General features: G+C 41.3%; 15 protein-coding genes and 1 pseudogene. 13 read left to right on the top strand and 3 right to left on the bottom strand.

The annotated features are described in order from the left end of the window. From A5882_RS20180 to A5882_RS15080, 10 genes and pseudogenes are all read left to right on the top strand, one after another. Positions 1–445: pseudogene (locus A5882_RS20180) on the top strand (hypothetical protein); the annotation flags it as partial. A gap of 182 nt (positions 446–627) precedes the next feature. Next, the gene (locus A5882_RS15120) at positions 628–1677 is read left to right on the top strand and encodes an LPXTG cell wall anchor domain-containing protein (RefSeq protein WP_086373047.1); all 1050 of its coding nucleotides are present in this window, start codon (positions 628–630) and stop codon (positions 1675–1677) included. 298 nt (positions 1678–1975) lie between these two features. After that, positions 1976–3499, top strand: coding sequence for a helix-turn-helix domain-containing protein (locus tag A5882_RS15115; RefSeq protein WP_086373211.1), 1524 nt, complete (start codon positions 1976–1978; stop codon positions 3497–3499). A gap of 252 nt (positions 3500–3751) precedes the next feature. Beyond that, positions 3752–4660, top strand: a complete 909-nt coding sequence (locus A5882_RS15110) for an ABC transporter ATP-binding protein (protein ID WP_086332451.1) — start codon at positions 3752–3754, stop codon at positions 4658–4660. 2 nt (positions 4661–4662) lie between these two features. Further along, entirely contained in the window at positions 4663–5466 is an 804-nt protein-coding gene (locus A5882_RS15105; RefSeq protein WP_008378441.1) for an ABC transporter permease, read from the top strand. A 107-nt stretch (positions 5467–5573) separates the two neighbouring features. Continuing rightward, complete coding sequence (locus tag A5882_RS15100; protein ID WP_005235432.1) at positions 5574–5792, top strand: YneF family protein; 219 nt, start codon at positions 5574–5576, stop codon at positions 5790–5792. 198 nt (positions 5793–5990) lie between these two features. Continuing rightward, entirely contained in the window at positions 5991–7739 is a 1749-nt protein-coding gene (locus tag A5882_RS15095) for an ABC transporter ATP-binding protein (protein WP_086332450.1), read from the top strand. After that, positions 7739–9514 carry an ABC transporter ATP-binding protein gene (locus A5882_RS15090; protein WP_005235438.1) on the top strand — a complete coding sequence of 592 codons (1776 nt, stop codon included), beginning with the start codon at positions 7739–7741 and terminating at the stop codon, positions 9512–9514. The genes A5882_RS15095 and A5882_RS15090 overlap by 1 nt, the downstream gene beginning before the upstream one ends. A 307-nt stretch (positions 9515–9821) precedes the next feature. Continuing rightward, positions 9822–10664 carry a BglG family transcription antiterminator LicT gene (gene licT / locus A5882_RS15085; protein WP_086373046.1) on the top strand — a complete coding sequence of 281 codons (843 nt, stop codon included), beginning with the start codon at positions 9822–9824 and terminating at the stop codon, positions 10662–10664. A gap of 197 nt (positions 10665–10861) precedes the next feature. Beyond that, entirely contained in the window at positions 10862–12781 is a 1920-nt protein-coding gene (locus A5882_RS15080) for a beta-glucoside-specific PTS transporter subunit IIABC (protein WP_005235453.1), read from the top strand. A gap of 76 nt (positions 12782–12857) precedes the next feature. On the opposite strand, the gene A5882_RS15075 is transcribed toward A5882_RS15080, so the two are convergent. After that, positions 12858–13778: a MurR/RpiR family transcriptional regulator gene (locus tag A5882_RS15075; protein ID WP_005235454.1), complete on the bottom strand. Its 921-nt coding sequence runs from the start codon at positions 13776–13778 to the stop codon at positions 12858–12860. A gap of 260 nt (positions 13779–14038) precedes the next feature. On the opposite strand from A5882_RS15075, the gene A5882_RS15065 reads away from it, so the two are divergent. Together A5882_RS15065 and A5882_RS15060 are read left to right on the top strand one after the other, a co-directional pair. Continuing rightward, entirely contained in the window at positions 14039–15430 is a 1392-nt protein-coding gene (locus A5882_RS15065) for a 6-phospho-beta-glucosidase (protein ID WP_008378426.1), read from the top strand. Between the two features lie 20 nt (positions 15431–15450). Next, entirely contained in the window at positions 15451–16884 is a 1434-nt protein-coding gene (locus A5882_RS15060) for a 6-phospho-beta-glucosidase (RefSeq protein ID WP_008378424.1), read from the top strand. A 232-nt stretch (positions 16885–17116) separates the two neighbouring features. Here A5882_RS15060 and A5882_RS15055 read toward each other — a convergent pair whose 3' ends face one another. Both A5882_RS15055 and A5882_RS15050 read right to left on the bottom strand, forming a co-directional pair. Next, positions 17117–17587: a glutathione peroxidase gene (locus tag A5882_RS15055; RefSeq protein WP_008378422.1), complete on the bottom strand. Its 471-nt coding sequence runs from the start codon at positions 17585–17587 to the stop codon at positions 17117–17119. 153 nt (positions 17588–17740) lie between these two features. Next, the gene (locus tag A5882_RS15050) at positions 17741–19126 is read right to left on the bottom strand and encodes an MATE family efflux transporter (protein ID WP_008378420.1); all 1386 of its coding nucleotides are present in this window, start codon (positions 19124–19126) and stop codon (positions 17741–17743) included. A gap of 185 nt (positions 19127–19311) precedes the next feature. On the opposite strand from A5882_RS15050, the gene trxB reads away from it, so the two are divergent. Further along, the gene (trxB, locus tag A5882_RS15045; RefSeq protein WP_008378419.1) at positions 19312–20244 is read left to right on the top strand and encodes a thioredoxin-disulfide reductase; all 933 of its coding nucleotides are present in this window, start codon (positions 19312–19314) and stop codon (positions 20242–20244) included. The last annotated feature ends 118 nt before the right edge of the window (positions 20245–20362 follow it).

Below are 20362 nucleotides of genomic sequence, written 5' to 3'. Positions count from 1 at the left end.
TAGCACGGAACCAAGTAGTGAAAGCAGCACCAGCAGTAGCACAGAACCAAGTAGTGAAAGCAGCACTAGTAGTACTACCGAACCAAGTAGTGAAAGTAGTACAAGTAGTACCACCGAACCAAGTAGTGAAAGCAGTACAAGTAGTAACACGGAACCAAGTAGTGAAAGCCGCACTAGTAGTAGTACGGAACCAAGTAGCGACAGTAGCACCAGTGAATCCACCGAAGCAACTAACAGGAGTAGTTCTAGTAATACTGGGGCGGTGTCACCTGAAAATTCATCCTCTGGGATCAATAAGTTATCCAAAACAAATAATTTGCATAATCAATCAGAAAAACAGCACTTTCCTCAAACGAATGAAGTGTCTAATCATTTATGGATTGCAATAGGAATGGTTTTAGCAGGATGCGCATTGAAGTTAGGTTGGAGTAAATTTATCAGGTAGATAGAAACTGAAATTTTGGAGGCAGTTTTATTACTTGGAAGAAAAATTAATAAAGACTTATTTAAAGGAAAGATGCCATTTTATGGCCACTTTCCTTTTTTTTTCGGCGCATGTTTTCTCTGAGATTTTATTATAATTTCTTTATCAAGTTATCTTGAAATATTCATTTAGGAAGTGAGGAAATGAGAAAACTGGTTGGTGTATTAATCACAATACTGCTAATAGGGTTATTGATTCTTGTGTTTGGTTTCGATCATACTTCAGCAAAAGAACGTTCCAGAGGGAATCTGTCGTTTTCTGTACAAACGAACCGAGTGATTTATGACGAAGCCTTGAAAATGATCACGGTTCCGGTACGTCCGAACAAAACACTGACTTCACAAAAGGTTCGTGTCTTACTAACTTATGGTTGGGATGGGAACGGACACAGTGAAAAAGTGATCGGCGAAACAGTTTTAACGAAAGTCGATTGGTTTTCAGGTGTTGAAAACTACTTAAGGATCCATGCGGAGATGGCTATTGATGAGATAAAAAGTATGGATAAAGTTGATTTAGTTGTTATATATGATGGTGAAACAACAATAACTGAAAACCTGAAGCCCGGTCATTGGCAAGTAACCGCGCCGCCAAGCAGTAATGAGAGTACGACAGCTGAGACAAGTAAAAGCTCAAACGAAACGGTAGCAACAAGCGCTTCCTCTAGTAGTATCGAGCCGAAATTTAGCGAGTCTCAATCGACGAGTCCAACGACTTCTGAGGCTGAAATTACCAGTGAAGACATCCAAAGCACACAAAGCACTATCGATATCAGTGATTCGGAAACCGTCAGCACCCAACCAGTCACTAAAAGCGAGCCAAGTCAGACAGAGAGCTGTCAAGAAAGCGCAGCGACAGCCATAACGTCTACCGAGAAGGAATCTGCTTCGTCAAAGCATTCAGATTCACAAAAGAAAACCAAAGGATTGCCAGCCAATCAATCCCAGAAAAGTCAGGCGAGCGTTTCATCTAGTGTCCGTACAGAAGAGCACCAAGCGACAACATCTTCTCAAGACAAAAAGGAACAACTTCAACCCACGGAGATAAGCAGTGGCAAGGAGGTCAATGCAGCCGTACTACCGAAAACCGGCAGCAAAACTACCAATCTTCGCTATCTACTCTTTGGTCTAGTAGTGGTTCTGACTGTGTTTCTTTACTGGCTGAAGCGAAAGTTATTTTATGATGAGAAGCTGTAACGAACATACCCAAAAATCATGAGAAAATTGATAACCCACGATTGGAAATTTCTTCCCCAGAATGCACAATCACGTGTTGTTTTGCCGTAATTCATAATTAGTCTGACGATCGTTTTGAGGCGTCAGACTTTTTTTATGAAAATATACAGATAACAAAAGGAAAATTTGTTAAAAGTAATTTGACAGAAAAGAGGGCACAGTGGTACGATCACCAAACATTCACAGCTTACAATTTTGTAAGGTGATAGATTCAAAGCAAAAAACAGCTTTGGCTGACCATACAAGCGAGGGAATTTTCATGTTACACGCACTTTTGGATACCACAGAAAAACAAATTTTTCAGTTTCTAAGTTATTGTTACGAAACGAACAAACCAAAATATACAATTAAAGAGCTTTCTGATGTTTTCAATAGGAGAACGAATAAAATGCAGTCGATCGTGCAACAAGTCGAATGGTTTTGTGCCCGCTATCCTCAGTTTACGTTGATTTATGATGAACAAGAAAAAGAAGTGGTGATTGCTTTTTCTCCACGATTTTTATTGAGTCAAGCATATAATGTATTGTTACAGGGAACCGTTGGGTTTATCTTACTCGATGCACTCTTTCATGGGGACTATCACTCCCTTGAACAACTCAGCCTCAAAACCTTCAGCAGTCTCCGAACGGTCCAACGAAAATTGAAAGAACTAAATCACATTTTGGCGAACTATCATTTGTCCTATAGTCTGAAGAAAGGAGATCCCTTGACAGGTGAGGAATACGCAATCCGCTATTTTTATCATTTAACCTATTGGCAGATTTTCGATGAGAAGCACTCACAGGTCGTGGCATCGATCAAGGATAAAGAAAGCGTTATGGCTTTGTTTGAAACTCATGCTTTTTATATGAGAAAAATCGATATCGATAAGTTTCTTAATCTATTCGCTATCTCCCTGCAAAGAATTCATCAAAAGCATCCAATCACTTTTTTACCAGAGGAAGTAAGTACCTTTGAACATCCACTGATTGAAAGGAATCAGTTTTTTGAGGTCTTTTTAAAGCCATTATTCAACGGCAATCACCTTTCTCTAACTGAAATCTCGGAGCCTGAATGCAGCTTCTTGTATTTTATGTTTGGCGTAATGAACACCTATCTTGAAGAGGATCTTTGCGAGGCGGAACTCTCGTGGTTGACCCAACCCAAGTATCAGCCAGAAGTATTACTTGTTGAACAACTAGCCCAGTGTTTTCGTCTGAGGTTTACCGATGCTGAAAAAAACTATTTACTAGTTAATTTCGTAATGATCCATTCTGCTTCCAACCTTTTTGGTACCCGACAAAAAAGTGATAGTTTTGGTAAACCGACCGACAAGCAAGAGCTACAAGCGGCTTTCCCAGTGCTTTATCCGACCGTGAAACGATTTTTTGAGGAAGCGACTGTTTCTTTACCTGATTTGCGTGCATTGCTGCAAAAGAATGACCGATTGATTTTCCAATACTGTATGTTATTGAGAGTTATTTTTATCAAATATGAACAGCCAGTCACTTTCTCGATCCATTCGAAATACGGAAAAACGCAAGAACTTTGGATGAAGAACCGACTATTGAATGCAACGCATCGAGCGATGGCGCATCTTTCACTTACTCAAAAACCAGATTTGGTCATCAGTGATTATCCGATTCATCAAGAATTTTCTGAGGAAGAACAGCCCTATATCTTTTATTGGAACGGTCAACCAAGCGCAAAGGAGTGGAAACAACTTAAACAAACGATCAAACAGATCAGAAGTGCCAAGAACAAGGCAGCTTTTGAAAAGCTCGTTTTTGCCCAATCGATTTGATCGTACCATGTAAATAATCAGCCGCGTGGGTTGGCTGAGCAGACAGAACTTATAATTTCGTAAGTTTCGGCAGTAAGGCGAAAGTGAAAAGCGACTTTGATAAACACAGGTGTCAAGAAGCAAAAACAGGAACATCGTCGTTCCTTTTTCGCTTCTTGACTTTTTTTTACAGAGATGGCATGGTATACATATTATCATAACGTTTTTTATTTAAAATCGTTGCAGAAAAGGTGTTAGGAAGAAGGGGTAACTTTGACAGAAGTATTAGCACTGCAAAATGTTTCCAAATTGATTGGAACCAAACGAATCATTGAGGATGTTTCCTTTGTGGTGGACCAAGGACAAGTCGTTGGTTTATTAGGGCCTAATGGGGCTGGGAAGACGACGATCATTCGGATGATTGTTGGGTTGATGAAGCACAACACAGGATCGATTGCCATTATGGGGAATTTACTGGATTCTTCTTTTAAAACCGCGATTGCCTCAGTCGGTGCGATCGTTGAAAATCCTGAGTTTTATAATTATATGACAGGCTATGAAAATTTGATGCAGTATCAGCGCATGGCGAAGAAAAAAAGTACGACAGCAGAATTAGAAGCTCTTATTCGTCAGGTACATTTAGAAGGACACATCCATCAAAAAGTCAAAACCTATTCATTAGGGATGCGTCAGCGTTTAGGTGTTGCCCAGGCATTGGTCCATCAACCAGACTTATTAGTTTTAGATGAACCGATGAATGGCCTGGATCCTAAAGGCATGCGGGAGTTTCGAGAAATGATTCTTTCTTTGAGAGAAAAAGGCGTTTCTGTCTTAGTTTCCAGTCATCAATTAAGCGATATCGAACAAATTGCCGATCATTTGATCGTGGTGCAAAAAGGAAAAGTCACTCATCAAGTAGCAATGGCAGAGTTGAAAGCAGAGAAAAATGTACTGATTATTAAAACTGATGATAATGCGGAAACAGAAGCAATGTTAAAAGCTTCCTTTGAGGTCGAGGTCTTGCAGGTTGCAGATGAATTGCAAGTCACTCTAGCAACAGATCAGCGTTCGGCAATCGCTGCAGCGATCGTGACGGCTGGGATCGGCTTGAAAGAACTACGGACAAAGCAATCTTCTCTAGAAGATACATTCTTGGCTTGGACCGAAGAAGGAGGTTTGTAAGCATGCTGACATTGATTAAAAATGAATGGATCAAATTAACCAAAAAACGTTCTACTTGGATCATGCTGCTTTTATTGGTTCTAATGACTTTTGGGTTGACCTATGTGGTTCGCTTAGGTAGTCCCGAGATTGGTGCCAATGATTTATTCGCTTCTTTGAGCGACATGACTTCCTTTTTAAACTTATTTGTGGTGATTGTGGCAGCTTCTTCAGTGGCGGAAGAGTTCAGTCGTGGAACAATCAAGTTCTTATTGATTCGGCCTTTTTCCAGAAGCCAAATCTTAGCAGCAAAAGCCATCAACACGTTTTTATTTGCGCTTTTAGGGACTGCTGTTTTACTAATCAGTAGTTTAGCAGCCGCCAATTTATTTTTAGCAGCTGAATCACCTTTTGCTGCTACTGGCTACAACGGGCTAGCGGCGATTCTCGTTGCCTTTGTTTTTGCGGGAACCAACTTGCTATTGATTGTCTTTTATATTGCATTGACCATCTTTATCTCAGCCGTCATTCGCTCTCAAAGCCTGGCGGTTGGCTTAGGCTTGGGTATGTTGTTTGGAAGCAGCATCATCAACTCGATCATGCTTTTTGCTCAAGAAAAATACCCATGGCTGAAGTGGAACCCGTTTAATTTTATGAATATCAAAGAGCAGATACCGAGTTTATTAAATAGTCCTGACATGCAGATGACTGCCTTTGATCCGGGATTGGGCTATTGGGAAATGGCGATCGGGATCCTTGTTTATAGTGTTTTAATCTACCTTTTAACAAATTGGTTATTCAATAAAAGAGATGTCGCATTAAGTTGAGGAAACGAGTGAAAGTTTTTGGATAAATCCAACTTTCACTCTTTCTTTTTGTGTTTTTTTCTAGTAAAATGATTCATTGAGAGTACAAGAGAAAGGAGAGTTTTCAAATGGTTAGTGTAGGAATCGTAATCGTGATCGCTGTTGTTGCAGCATTACTAGGCGCTGTCGGCGGCTTCTTTTTGGCGCGTAAATATATGCAAGATTATCTAAAGAAAAATCCTCCCGTTAATGAGGATATGCTTCGCTCGATGATGATGTCAATGGGTCAAAAACCTTCTGAGAAAAAGATTCGTCAGATGATGCAGCAAATGAAAAACCAAAAGTAGGTTTTTTTCTAAGAAGCGGGCTGATTTTATCAGCTCGCTTTTTATTGCGGCAAAATGAAGAAACTAAAAGAATGTCCCCAGGCTGCTTTTTCTATTTACGTTCTGTGAATAGCGGGGTAGCAATCGAATCTGAATCTAATAAATATTCGGAAAAATCGCAAAATTTAGGCAACAGGTCACAAAGAAATGGAGAGTGTTATGTCAATATTTAGGAAGTTAGGTTGGTTTTTTAAACAAGAAAAGAAACATTATTTGTTAGGCGTAGGCTCTTTAGTCCTAGTCGCCTTGGTACAGTTGGCCCCTCCCAAAGTTATCGGGATCATCATCGATGAAATTGCTGAAAAAGAGATCTCGATGCAGACGATCTTTTTTTGGGTCATGATCTTGATTGCTTCAGCTATCGCTCAATATGTGTTTCGTTTTGTCTGGCGAACGCATATCTGGGGCAGTGCCGCTCGGCTAGAAAAAACGTTACGCAGACAGTTATTTGCACATTTTACAAGGATGGATCAGTTGTTTTATCAAAAGCATCGGACAGGTGATTTGATGGCCCATGCCACCAATGACTTGAATGCCATCCAGAATGTGGCAGGGGCGGGGATCTTGACCTTTGCTGATTCCTTCATCTCTGGTGGAGCTACCATCATTGCGATGGTTCTCTTTATCGATTGGCGGTTAACGATCATTGCTCTATTGCCGCTGCCTTTCTTAGCAGTCATGGCACGGGTTCTTGGTAGCAAATTGCATGATGCGTTTCGTGACTCGCAAGAAGCATTTTCTTCCATCAACGACAAAGCCCAAGAAAGTATTACTGGGATGAAAGTCATCAAAACCTTTGGACAGGAAAAAGAGGACATCGCTGATTTTCAAACCAAAATCGACCATGCCATCATCAAAAACCGCAAAGTCAATTTTCTGGATGCCTTATTTGATCCGTTTATTACGATCATCATTGGAATCTCCTATGTGCTGACGATCATCGTTGGCGGCAATTATGTCATGGACGGTACCATCTCGATCGGTCAATTGGTATCTTTCATCAGTTATATCGGTATGTTAGTTTGGCCAATGTTTGCCATCGGACGCCTGTTCAATGTGCTGGAACGAGGCAATGCAAGTTATGATCGGGTTGCCGAATTATTGGCGGCAAAGACCCATATCATTGAAGCCAAAGATGCGGTCGATACCCCAGCCCAAGGAACGGTGAACGTTCAAATCAATGATTTTCACTATCAAGGAGATGATTTTGCCCTGCAAGACATCCACTTTACTTTGCCTGCCGGGCAAACACTTGGTGTGGTCGGGAAAACTGGTGCAGGAAAAACCTCTTTGATGAAGCTCTTGTTGCGAGAGTATGATTCATTTGATGGGGCGATCACCTTCGGGGGCATCGACAGCAAGCAATACTCTTTGAATGCTCTTTTGGGTTCGATCGGTTATGTTCCGCAAGATCATTTCTTATTTTCCATGACGATTCGAGACAATATCCGCTTCGCGCAACCACGGTCTTCTCAAGCAGAAGTTGAAGCGGCTGCTAGATTAGCAGTGATCCACGAGGATATCAGTCAGTTTCCTGAAGGGTACGAAACGATGGTGGGGGAACGTGGTGTTTCTCTTTCCGGCGGACAAAAACAGCGTTTATCCATTGCCCGTGCCTTGATCACTGACCCAGAATTATTGATTTTAGATGACGCCCTTTCAGCAGTAGATGCCAAAACGGAAGAAGCTATTTTACAACAATTACGGACATTCCGTCAGAATAAAACAACGATCATTGCTGCCCACCGCCTAAGCAGTGTCAAGCATGCAGAAGAAATTCTCGTGATCGACAATGGGAAAATCAGTGAACGTGGGACCCATGAACAATTATTGGCTGCAAATGGCTGGTATAAAAAAATGTGGGACAAGCAGCAACTAGAAGCCAAAATCGAAGGGAGTGAAGCCTAATGCAAGAATCAGAATGGAGCAAATCGATTCCCTTTAAAGAGCAAAAAAACATCATCAAACGAATGTTTCTTTTTGCCAAACCGTTTCGAAAAACCTTCTATGCAGCGATCTTTTTTGCTTTTGTGCTATCGATCATCAATATCTTGTTGCCTTTGATCATTCAAACCTTTATGGATAATTATTTGACCAATCAGACGGCGACCCAGCAAGTCATTTATTTCTTTGCTGCGTTGTATTTCTTTGGGGTGTTGGTAAAAGCCGTGATTTGGTTTTTCCAATGGTTCCTTTATTCAATGGGTTCTTTAAAAACCTATCAATATATTCGAGCAAAATTATTTGAAAAATTGCATAGTCTTGGGATGCGCTATTTCGATCAGACGCCAGCGGGTTCAATCGTTTCACGGGTCAGCAACGACACAGAAACATTGTATGAATTTTGGTATGTCTTCTTGATGGTATTGACAGGAATTTTTGCGGTGGTTTCTTCTTTTGCCGCCATGTTCCGCATCAACGTCAAAATTGCCTTACTAAACTTGATTTTTCTGCCAATCCTAATGGTAGTCATCTGGTATTATCAAAAATTCAGCTCTCGTATCTATCGTCAAATGCGGGAAAAACTGAGTCAGCTGAATACGAAATTGAATGAATCGATTTCTGGCATGCAGATCATTCAGCAATTCCGCCAAGAGGCGCGGCTGAATGAAGAATTCGAAGCGACCAACGATGATTATTTGAAAACTAGATACGCCATGATCCGCACGAATGCGCTGCTACTATCACCAATCATTAGTTTGTTGTATGCCTTAGCGATTGCCTTGTCATTGACGCTCTTTGGGTTTGATGCCTTAGAATCGCCCATTGAAGTTGGGTTGATTTTCGCCTTTACGACCTATATTCAAGGATTCTTTAATCCCATGACACAGATGATGGATTTTCTCAGCGTCTTTACTGATGGGATGGTAGCCGGCAGCCGGATTTTGAAGATTATGGATAACGAAGAATATACGCCGCAGCAAAACTCCGATGCCAGTCAAACCATCACCAAAGGAAAAATTGAATTTCGTGATGTCAGTTTTTCCTATGATGGAAAAAACAACGTATTGAATCATATTTCTTTCATCGCCTATCCAGGTGAGACCGTGGCTCTAGTCGGTCACACAGGAAGTGGCAAGAGCTCGATCATCAATGTGTTGATGCGTTTTTACGAATTTGGGGAAGGGCAAATTTTGATCGATGATCAAGATATCCGCGACTTCACGATGGAAGAGCTTCGGAAAAAAGTTGGACTCGTATTGCAAGATGCTTTCATGTTTTATGGGGACATCGCTGACAATATCCGCTTATTGAATCAGGACATTCGTGAAGAACAGATCGAAGCAGCAGCAAAATTTGTTCAAGCAGATGCCTTTATTCAAAAACTACCTGGTAAATACCACGCCAAAGTGATTGAACGGGGTGCCAGTTATTCAAGCGGGCAACGGCAATTGATTTCCTTTGCCCGAACGATGGTGACCGATCCGAAAGTGCTGGTCTTGGATGAGGCGACTGCCAATATCGATACTGAAACAGAAGGACTGATCCAAGAAGGCTTGGCAAATATGCGTCAAGGGCGAACCACGATCGCGATCGCCCATCGCTTATCTACCATCCGCGATGCCGAGTTGATTTTGGTGCTTGATAAAGGCTCGATCGTCGAACGAGGCACCCATGATGAACTTTTGGCTCAAAAAGGGTTGTATGCCGATATGTACCGTTTGCAGGCAAGTGAAGTTTAATAGCTTTGATAGTAATGCTAACCTTAAAGACTCTCGTTTTTAAGGTTTTTTTGTACGAAAAAAAGAAGGAAGGGATGAAAAATAAAAATAACGAACAACGATTGACAGCGCTTTCTACCTTTGCTATGATAAAGATAATAGAACTGGTTCTAATGGATAGTGATTGTTGATTTTTAACAAGCTAAACCTGATGAAGCTGCGGTATTTGCGCTGCTTTCATGAGGTTTTTTCTGTGTTGACTGTTGGCTAAACAATAAAGACAAGCAATGAACCATATCCGCAATGATAAAGTAAGTGGGGGTAGGACATGAAAATCAGTAAAGTGTTAAACAATAATGTTGTGATCACTACCGATCAAAGTCAAAACGAGATTATTGTTATGGGGCGGGGGATTGCCTTTAAGAAAAAAGTGGGAGATGACATTTCTTCAGAAACGGTCGATAAAGTATATCGCTTAGAAAATCAGACGATCTTATCTCAATTTCAAGAGCTGCTTGCTGACTTACCACTGGAATATCTTGAATTATCCAATGAGATCATTGAGTATGCTCGGCGAGAACTGTCATCCCCCATCAATGATTCCATCTACATCTCGCTGACAGATCATATGCACTGTGCCATTGAACGATCGAAAAAAGGAATGACGGTCAAAAATGTCTTATTGTGGGATATCAAGCGTTTTTTCCCCGATGAGTACCAAATAGGCTGCAAAACAGTAGAAAAAATCAAAGAACATTACGGGATTCAGCTGCCAGATGATGAAGCTGGCTTTATTGCTCTGCATCTGGTCAATGCGCAAACCGAAAATGGTGACCAAGGCAATATTGCTGAGCTAACCCAAACGATGCAAGACATTATTAACATTGTTAAATATTTTTTCAAAACCACCTTTGATGAAGAGTCCGTTTATTTTTATCGCTTCACTACGCATTTGAAATTTTTTGTCTCAAGAATGCAAAACCATACCCCTCATACGGATGAAACCGATGAAGATCTTTTGGCTATGGTCAAAGTGAAGTACCGAAATGCGTATCAATGCGTACAAAAAATCGCTGAACTATTAGAAAATCAGTATAAGTATCAAATGTCCAGTGACGAAAGTTTGTATTTAACGATTCATATTGCCAGACTTGTGCAAAAAAATCGTTGATTGAAATAAAGAAGAAAGGAGAAAGAGTTTTACTCAGTGCAAGATATAGAAGAAAGAATAATTTTTTGGCAATGATTTTTATTAAAACGTATTTTTAGGACCGCTAGTTAAGAAGCAGCATATCAAAGACGAAACATTTTGGATAGTGACATTCAGTTGGCTAAACCTTCAATACAAAAAAATTGGAGGAATCAAAAATGGGAAAATACCGTGAATTAGCAGAAAAAATCGTCGCAAATGTCGGTGGGAAAGAGAACATCAATAGCTTGACGCATTGTATCACACGCCTGCGTTTTAAATTAAAGGATGAAGGCGTCGCAAATGATGAAGTCTTAAAGAACATGGAAGGTGTCGTGACGGTCATGAAGAGTGGCGGTCAATACCAGGTGGTTATCGGAAACCATGTGCCAGATGTCTATGCAGAAGTTATCGATGTTGCAGGAATCAGTGGTGATGCTGAAGAAACAGCCTCAGGTGGCAACTTGTTTGATCGTTTGATCGATATTTTGAGCGGCTGCTTCCAACCCTTCTTAGGTGCTTTGTGTGCGGCTGGGATGATCAAAGGACTAAACGCACTGTTGCTTTTTATTGGTACAACAGGTTTGATCGATTATACAACAACGACTGGTACCTATGTGATGTTCAATGCGATCGGTGATTCGATCTTCATGTTTATGCCGGTGATTTTAGGGTATACGTCAGCAAAAAAATTCCGCTTAAATCCAATGGTGGGAATCGTGATCGGGTCGGCGCTTTGCTATCCGACGATTCAAGGATCAGCCTTGCAAGCGGCATTTGTTGCCGGAGCTGGCGAGGGAGCTGCTGCACCTTATAGCTTATTAGGCTTGCCAGCGTATGAAACCTTCTTAGGGATTCCGTGGGTTGGTGCGACATATACTAGTAGTGTGGTTCCAGTAATCTTTATCATCGCATTCGCTGCACAAGTTCAAAAATTGGCGAAGAAAATCATTCCGTCTGTTGTCCAAACATTTTTAGTGCCTTTCTTGGTTTTATTGATTGCATTGCCAATTGGCTTTTTGGTGATTGGACCTGTGATCAGTATGTTGACGGATCTTTTAAGCTCAGGATTTGAAGCATTGATGGACTTCTCTCCAGCGATTTATGGTTTGTTATTAGGCTTCTTCTGGCAAGTCTTGGTTATTTTCGGCTTGCATTGGTCAGTTGTGCCACTACACATTATGCAAGTGACACAGCTCGGCTACAGTCAAATTTTGGTAGCATCATTTGGTGCCAGCTTTGCCCAAACAGCGGTAGTGATGGCTATGTACTTTAAACTTAAAGACAAAAAACTAAAAGCTCTATGTCCACCAGCCATTATCTCAGGACTTTTTGGTGTAACAGAACCAGCAATTTATGGGATCACGTTACCGAAAAAAATGCCGTTTTTCTTCTCAATGATTGGTGGGGCGGTCGCAGGTGCCTTCTTAATGATCAATGGCACAACGAGCTATACCTCTGGTGGTTTAGGCGTCTTTGGAATCTTTAACTATATCACTCCAGAAGGCGATGCCAGTGGCATGTGGTTCTCGGTCATCGGGATCTTGATCGCTGCAGCGATTGGTTTTGGTTTGACGATGGCTTTCTGGAAAGATGATGCGGTGGAAGAAGAAATCGCAGAAGGACAACCAGCGATGACTGTTCGGAAAGAAGTAATCACTTCCCCTGTTGAAGGAACGATCGCACCACTAAGCAGTGCAAAAGATGAAGCCTTCGCACAAGGGATTCTAGGAAAAGGCATCTTGATCCATCCCTCAAAAGGCGAAGTTGTGGCTCCTTTTGACGGAACAGTAATGACCTTGTTCCCAACCAAACATGCCATTGGGTTGATCTCTGAGAACGGCTTAGAGCTTTTGATCCATATTGGTTTAGATACTGTTCAATTAAACGGTGAATACTTTGAAGCCCATGTGAAGCAAGGAGACACGGTGACTCGCGGACAAAAATTGATCACCTTTGATAAGGATGCATTGATCAAAGCTGGATTTAATATTGAGACCCCAGTGTTAGTCACCAACTCCGCCGATTATTTGGATATCATCGAGTCAGACAAACGTGAGGTAGGCTGTTCCGATGATTTGATCACGGCTTTAGTTTAGCCAAAAACTTTCTAACAAGTTCTACGTAAGGTTAAAAGCGATCGCCCATGTGAAGCGATCGCTTTTTGTCAGTCATTTAATTGGGAAACAGTGAGTCTTTATAATGAAGATTTTTATCGTAGGTTGGCTCAGCGATTATCGTCGATGATGTAGGGCGCTTGTCATAAGCCATGCCAATATCGATCAAATGCTGCAAGTTTTTTTCATAATGCTCCGAAAAGACGACTGCGTACAACAAATCCAGCAAGTAGCAAACGGACGTATTGATCGTAAAGTTGGCGATCTTTGAGTAGAGCCGTTCTCTTGTCGTGATATTCAAAACACAATTACTTAATTTCGCCAAGGAGTTCTCCCCGATACTCGTCATGCCAATGATGGAAACCTGCCGCTCGGCAAGGATCTTACCGATTTCTTTGACCATTTTGTTTTCACCGGTGTAAGAAATCAAGATCGCGGTCGTATCGGAGGTACAGTTAGATGCCTCGTAAGCACTCTCGCCGAAGGTGTCGCAGACGTGAATGTTTTTTCCTAAACGCCGCATCTTCAAAACAAAGTCTTGAGAAATCAAGGTATTGGCATTACTGGCGAAGATCTTGATATGGTTGGCGTTGAGCAACGATTGTTTCGCTTTTTGTAATTCATCATGATGGATCAAGGAAAGCGTATCTTCAATCGTTGTTTGTTCAAGCTTTGCCAACTTTTTGGCGATGGTCATAATGCCGTCATGGGAGGAAAAAGGGAAGTTCGCATCTACATCTGTAAAATGGCTGCTCATATAAGTTTGCTCTTCCACAAAGGCCGTTTTTAAGTCGAGCCAACCATTGAAGCCTAATTTTTTGGCAATCCGAATAAAAGTAGAAGGATGAACGTAGGTCTTTTCTGACAATTCCTTAATGGTTTGATCCGCCATCGCAGTCGGGTTGGCTAATAAATAATCGATCAACGATCGTTCCGCTGGTGCTAGTTTGATTTGGCGCATTTTTTCTTGTAACAACATGGTATATATGCTCCTTTTTACATTTTTTTATGATTATTTGTAAATGGTTTTTACAAAAATTCGTTTTTATTCAGTACCTAGCGAATCGTTTACATCCTAATTATTCCTTATTTGATGCTCTTTGTAAATCTTTTTTACAAAACATCTGCAAGAAGAAGCGAGATTTGCAAACGCTTTTTCTAAATATGCTATTTACATTGAATCAAATGTTTTTATGAATGATAATAAGAATGTAAATAAAATAGCAAAGGAGCAATACAATGACAAAAGGAATTAAAATTGCAACCATTGGTGGCGGCAGCAGCTATACCCCGGAGTTAATGGAAGGCTTTATCAAACGCTATGAAGAATTGCCGATTCGTGAAATTTGGCTAGTAGATATCGAAGCAGGAAAAGAAAAATTAGCAATCGTTGGTGCGATGGCACAACGGATGTGGGATGCGTCACCCTACGATGTAAAAATCCACATGACATTGGATCGAGAAGAAGCGCTAAAAGATGCTGATTTCGTTACGACCCAATTTCGAGTAGGGTTGCTGAATGCCCGCATTAAAGATGAACGAATTCCTGCTTATTATGGCATGATTGGTCAAGAAACCAACGGCCCTGGCGGAATGTTCAAAGCGTTCCGTACGGTTCCAATCATTCTTGAAATTGTTGAAGACATGAAACGTTTATGTCCGGATGCTTGGTTGATCAATTTTGCGAATCCAAGCGGCATGGTGACTGAAGCAATCGTGCGTTACGGAAAATGGGACAAAGTGATCGGGTTGTGTAATGTGCCAGTCATGGCAACCATGATTGAGCCAGCCTTGATCGGTAAAGAACCGGACGAATTGATCTACAAATTTGCAGGATTGAATCACTTCCATTGGCACAAAGTTGCTGATTCACACGGCAACGATGTAACGATGGATATTATTGATAAAATGTATGAAGAAGACAATGGCTTACCGAAGAATATCTTTGATATTCCATTTTACAAAGAACAGCTAGAACAAATGAAGATGATCCCTTGCGGTTATCATCGTTACTACTATCGTCAAGAAGAAATGCTGAATCATGCGATCGAAGAATACAAGACTGTTGGGACCCGTGCACAGCAAGTGAAACAAACCGAAGCCGAATTGTTTGAGTTGTACAAAGACCCTGAATTGGATCATAAACCTGAACAGCTGCAAAAACGTGGTGGTGCGTATTACTCAGATGCAGCGTGTGAAACGATTGCTTCCATTTATGCCAATAAAAATACCCAAATCGTTGTTTCAACAAAAAATGAAGGCGCCGTTCCAGATCTTCCTGCCGATTGCGTAGTTGAAGTAACAGCTTACGTTGGCGGACAAGGTGCTAGAAATGTTGCCTTTGGTGAGTTACCGACAGCTGAAAAAGGTTGGTTACAGGTAATGAAAGCAATGGAATTATTAACGATCGAAGCAGCAGTGACTGGGGATTACAATATCGCATTACAAGCCTTCACCATCAACCCATTGGTTCCATCAGGTGATACGGCAAAACGTGTCATGGACGAACTGTTTATTGCCCACAAAGATCACTTGCCTAAATTTAAGGAAACGATCGCACGTCTTGAAAAAGAAGGCGTAGAAGTACAAGATGAAGTAGCCCGCGAACTTGATCGCGAACTAGTTAAATAAAGAGAAAGTAGGAAAGAAACATGGCATTTAGAAAAGACTTTTTATGGGGCGGCGCAACAGCTGCCAATCAATGTGAAGGAGGCTACCAAGAAGGAGGACGCGGCTTGGCAAACGTTGACGTGGTACCGATCGGCAAAGATCGTTTTCCAGTCATTACTGGTCAAATGAAAATGTTCGATTTTGATGACGAACATTTCTACCCAGCAAAAGAAGCGATCGATATGTATCATCGCTACAAAGAAGACATCGCGCTATTTGGCGAAATGGGCTTTAAAACCTACCGTTTGTCGATCGCTTGGAGTCGGATTTTCCCTAAAGGGGATGAAACAGAACCAAATGAAGACGGCTTGAAGTTCTATGAAGATCTTTTCAAAGAATGCCACAAATATGGGATCGAACCATTAGTAACGATCACTCACTTTGATTGCCCAATGCATTTAGTTGAAAAATACGGAGCATGGCGTTCTCGTGAATTAGTCGGATTCTATGAAAACTTGTGTAACGTGATTTTCAACCGCTACAAAGGATTAGTAAAATACTGGTTGACCTTCAACGAAATCAACATGATTCTACATGCGCCATTTATGGGAGCGGGACTTTATTTTGAAGAAGGCGATAACGTTGAGCAAGTGAAATATCAAGCGGCTCATCACGAGTTGTTGGCATCCGCAATCGCAACGAAAATCGCTCACGAAGTTGATCCTGAAAACAAAGTAGGTTGTATGCTGGCTGCTGGCGCGTACTATCCATATACAAGCAAACCAGAAGATGTCTGGGAATCACGCAAAGCAGATCGCGAAAACTATTTCTTTATTGATGTTCAATCACGTGGGGAATATCCACAATATGCGCTGAAAGAAATGGAACGCAATGGGATCGAAATCAAAATGGAAGAAGGCGACCTTGAGCTGTTGAAAGCTCACACCGTAGACTTTATTTCTTTCTCTTACTATTCTTCACGCGTATCAACAACGGACGCTGAATTGTTAGAACAAACGGCTGGCAATATTTTTGCCTCTGTGAAAAACCCATACTTGGAAGCAAGTGAGTGGGGTTGGCAAATTGATCCACTTGGTTTGCGGATTACAATGAATGACATTTATGACCGTTACCAAAAACCATTGTTTATCGTTGAAAATGGTCTAGGCGCTGTGGATACACCAGATGCAGATGGCTATGTGGAAGATGATTACCGCATCCAATATTTGGCAGAGCATATCCAAGCAATGAAAGATGCGGTTGAACAAGATGGTGTCGACTTATTGGGTTACACGACTTGGGGTTGTATCGATTTAGTTTCAGCTGGAACAGGTGAAATGAAAAAACGCTATGGTTTCATTTATGTGGACCGTGACAATGAAGGAAACGGCACCTTGAAACGAACAAAGAAAAAATCATTTGATTGGTACAAACAAGTGATTGCTTCAAATGGTGAAGATTTATCGAATAACTAATCAAAAGAAGCTGCAGTTGATCCCGTTGAGAAATCAAAGGGGATCAACTGCAGTTTTTTTTAAAGTCTTTTTGAAATCTTTGTAACGAATGGTTTCTTTAAGAAGAAATAGACATTCAGATATTTTGACAAGCGCCAATGTGATTGTTGTATAATGTTTATGTTGTAGCAATCACAAAAAGGTGACCTTAAGGATGACATGTTTTGTCCTCAAAATCGCCTTTCTCTGTTTTTTAAAGAACTTTTTCAATTTCTGGAATCATTTTTTGAGGATTTGTCTGGGGAGCGAAACGCTCAACGACTTTACCTTGGCGATCCACCAAGAATTTCGTGAAATTCCATTTAATGGCTTTTCCTAGCGTGCCAGGTGCTTCTTCTTCCAAATAGCGAAACAAGGGATCCGCGTCTTTTCCATTGATCACTGTTAACTTGTGCATCGGAAAGTCGACACCATAGGTGGTTCGGCAAGAGGCTGCGGCTTCTTCGGCTGACCCGACTTCTTGTTTGAACTGATCAGAAGGAAACCCTAAAACGACCAATCCTTGGTCTTTATAAGTTTCATAAAGACCTTGTAATTCTTTGAACTGCGGGCTCAAACCACACTTCGTAGCTGTATTGACGATCACTAGCGGTTGACCTTCGTATTTTGCTAGCGAATAAGTTTCGCCATTTTCCAATGTTGCTTGGTAGTCATAGATTGACATAGCAAACGCTCCTTTTAATGTAAATCGTAGTCGATAGCTTCTGAGACAAGTATAGAGCAAAGTCTTCAAAAAAACCAAGCAAACTTCTTGGCGCATTTTATTTTTTATGGAAAACAAAAAAGTCCAGCAGTCACCGAGACCGCTGGACTTTAATTATGCTTCTGGCAATACTTCGGGTTCTGTTTCTTGTGGATGAACGACAGATTTAGTTTTCCATACACCGGAGTGCCAACGATAAATCATTAAGACGCTGCGCAATGCTTCGTCAATGGCATAAGCGATCCAAACGCCGATCAAGCCGAATTTAAAGACGATCGCCAGTGAATAGGAAAACGGTAAGCTGATGACCCATAGAACAACTAGACTACAGATCAATGGGAACTTCACATCGCCACTTGCATTTAAGGAACCCACAAGGATCATATTGACTGCACGCGCCGTTTCTAAAACGATCTCTACCAAAAAGACACCTTTGGCAATCTCGATCACTTCCGCGTTGGTGGTAAAGATTCCCATGATTGGCTCAATAAACAAGTAAGTCAATAAACAGATCGTTACCGAGGCAATGATCCCGATCACCATCGTGCGCATGCCTCGCTGATGCGCGCGATCGTATTCTCCAGCACCGACATTGCGGCCAATCATGATTTGATTCCCTTGACTCAATGCGGAGGCAATCAAATAAACAAATTGGGTGATAGCTGTTACGTAAGATTTTGCAATCAAGACGCTGGCACCAAGTTGAGCCACGATCATCGTCACTACGACTTGCGCTCCTTGATAGGAAAGAGACTCGCCAGAAGAAGGCAATCCGTAAGTCAAAATGTTTTTCATCACACCCCAAGAGACATTCGAGAAACGGGCAGATAAAACAGAAAAATTCACATGCTTCTTCAGCAACATTGCGGCAATTATTAAACCAATCGAATTACCAAAGACGCTAGAAAATGCCAATCCGGTCACACCAAAATTCGGTAAACCAAAGGGGCTATATAAGACAAAGTAATTCCCAATGACGGCTAGGATACTAGCAAACATCGGCACCAATAACGCAGGTTTTGTGAAACTGTGGCTACGCATGACAGCAATTATGACCGCCGTGATCGATGAAAGGAACAGACTTCCTCCATACACTTGTAAGTATCCATGACCTAAAGCAACTAATTCAGCATCCAATCCCATGAAACGAAGGAGATAGGTTGAGCCGAAAAGGAACATTAAGCTGATCAAAATACCGATGAACAATGAGCCAAAGAGAGCGGTATTGATGACTTTGGGTATCTGGTCGCGTTTTTTCGCACCAATCAGTTGTGCGATAATGATCTGAGTACCCACGGTGATGAAACCGTATATAAAGACCGTTAAATTCAATAGTTGATTGGCAGCACTGACGGCCGCTACTGCTGGCTCGGAGTAATGAGAAATCATCCAAACGTTGACATTCCCAATAACGACCCGCAAAAATAGCTCAACAAAAATCGGCCAGCTGAGGAAAAGCAGTTCACGGTCTGATTTTCCTAAAAGTTTTTTCTTATTCAATTGTAAGGACTCCTTATTTTCTATATAATAGACGTATCGTGAAAATTTTACAAAAATTGAAAAGAAAGTCAATGTAATTTTCAAAAGTAAAAGCAGGAATATCTTATTATTTTTTGTAAGCAGATGAGTTGATAGAATTTGCTTTTGAAAGTAAAGTATGGGTAGTCCAAATTGGAGGGAAATATATGTATGATGTAATTATCATCGGCGCAGGCCCTGCGGGGATGACAGCAGCGCTTTATGCGTCAAGATCGAATTTATCAGTACTAATGATTGAACGAGGCGCACCTGGCGGTCAAATGAACAATACGGCTGAAGTTGAAAACTACCCAGGATACGAATCAATCTTAGGCCCTGAATTAGCATTTAAAATGTATGAAGGTGCCATTAAATTTGGTGTTGAAAATGCCTATGGGATCGTTCAGAGCATCACGGATCAAGGTGAATTCAAAGAAGTTGCCACCGAAGACAAAACCTATCAAGGGAAAACAATCATCATTGCCACAGGATGCGTACATAGAAAGTTAGGCGTCAAAGGCGAAGAAGAATTCGCGGGACGCGGTGTTTCATACTGTGCGGTTTGTGACGGTGCCTTTTTCCGTAACAAACGCTTGATTGTTGTTGGCGGAGGCGACTCGGCAGTCGAAGAAGCTATCTACTTAACACAATTTGCTTCCGAAGTAACGATCGTTCACCGTCGTGACGAATTACGAGCACAAAAAATCATTCAAGATCGCGCATTTGCCAACGAGAAAATCTCTTTTATTTGGGATTCTGTTGTTGAAGAAATCAAAGGCAATGAGATGGTCGTGACTGGCGTGCAAATCAGAAACGTAAAAACGGATGAAGTGACAGAAGAAGCTGCTGGCGGTGTCTTTATCTATGTTGGTTTAGATCCGTTGACAGAACCATTCAAAGCCAGCGGTATCACGAATGATGCTGGCTGGATTTTAACCAATGAGCAGATGGAAACTTCAATTCCTGGTGTTTACGCGGTTGGCGATGTTCGTGAAAAAGGCTTGCGTCAAATCACGACGGCAGTCGGCGATGGCAGTATTGCTGGTCAACAAGTGTTTGATTTTATTGAAACACAAAAGGATGCTCAATTAACGAAATAGTTTAATGGAATCAGCTGTTATTTTTAAAGTGTCAATCACTTTTGATAGCAGCTGTTTTTATTTTTCGTTTGGTTATTCTTTGAGAAATCTGTAAGTAGTGTTATACTAATTTTAGAGC

The sequence above is a fragment of the Enterococcus sp. 4E1_DIV0656 genome, assembly GCF_002140695.1.
Classification (GTDB): Bacteria; Bacillota; Bacilli; order Lactobacillales; family Enterococcaceae; genus Enterococcus_D; species Enterococcus_D entomosocium.
Note: the sequence above shows the minus strand (reverse complement) of the source record. Positions and strands in the feature narration are given on the sequence as shown.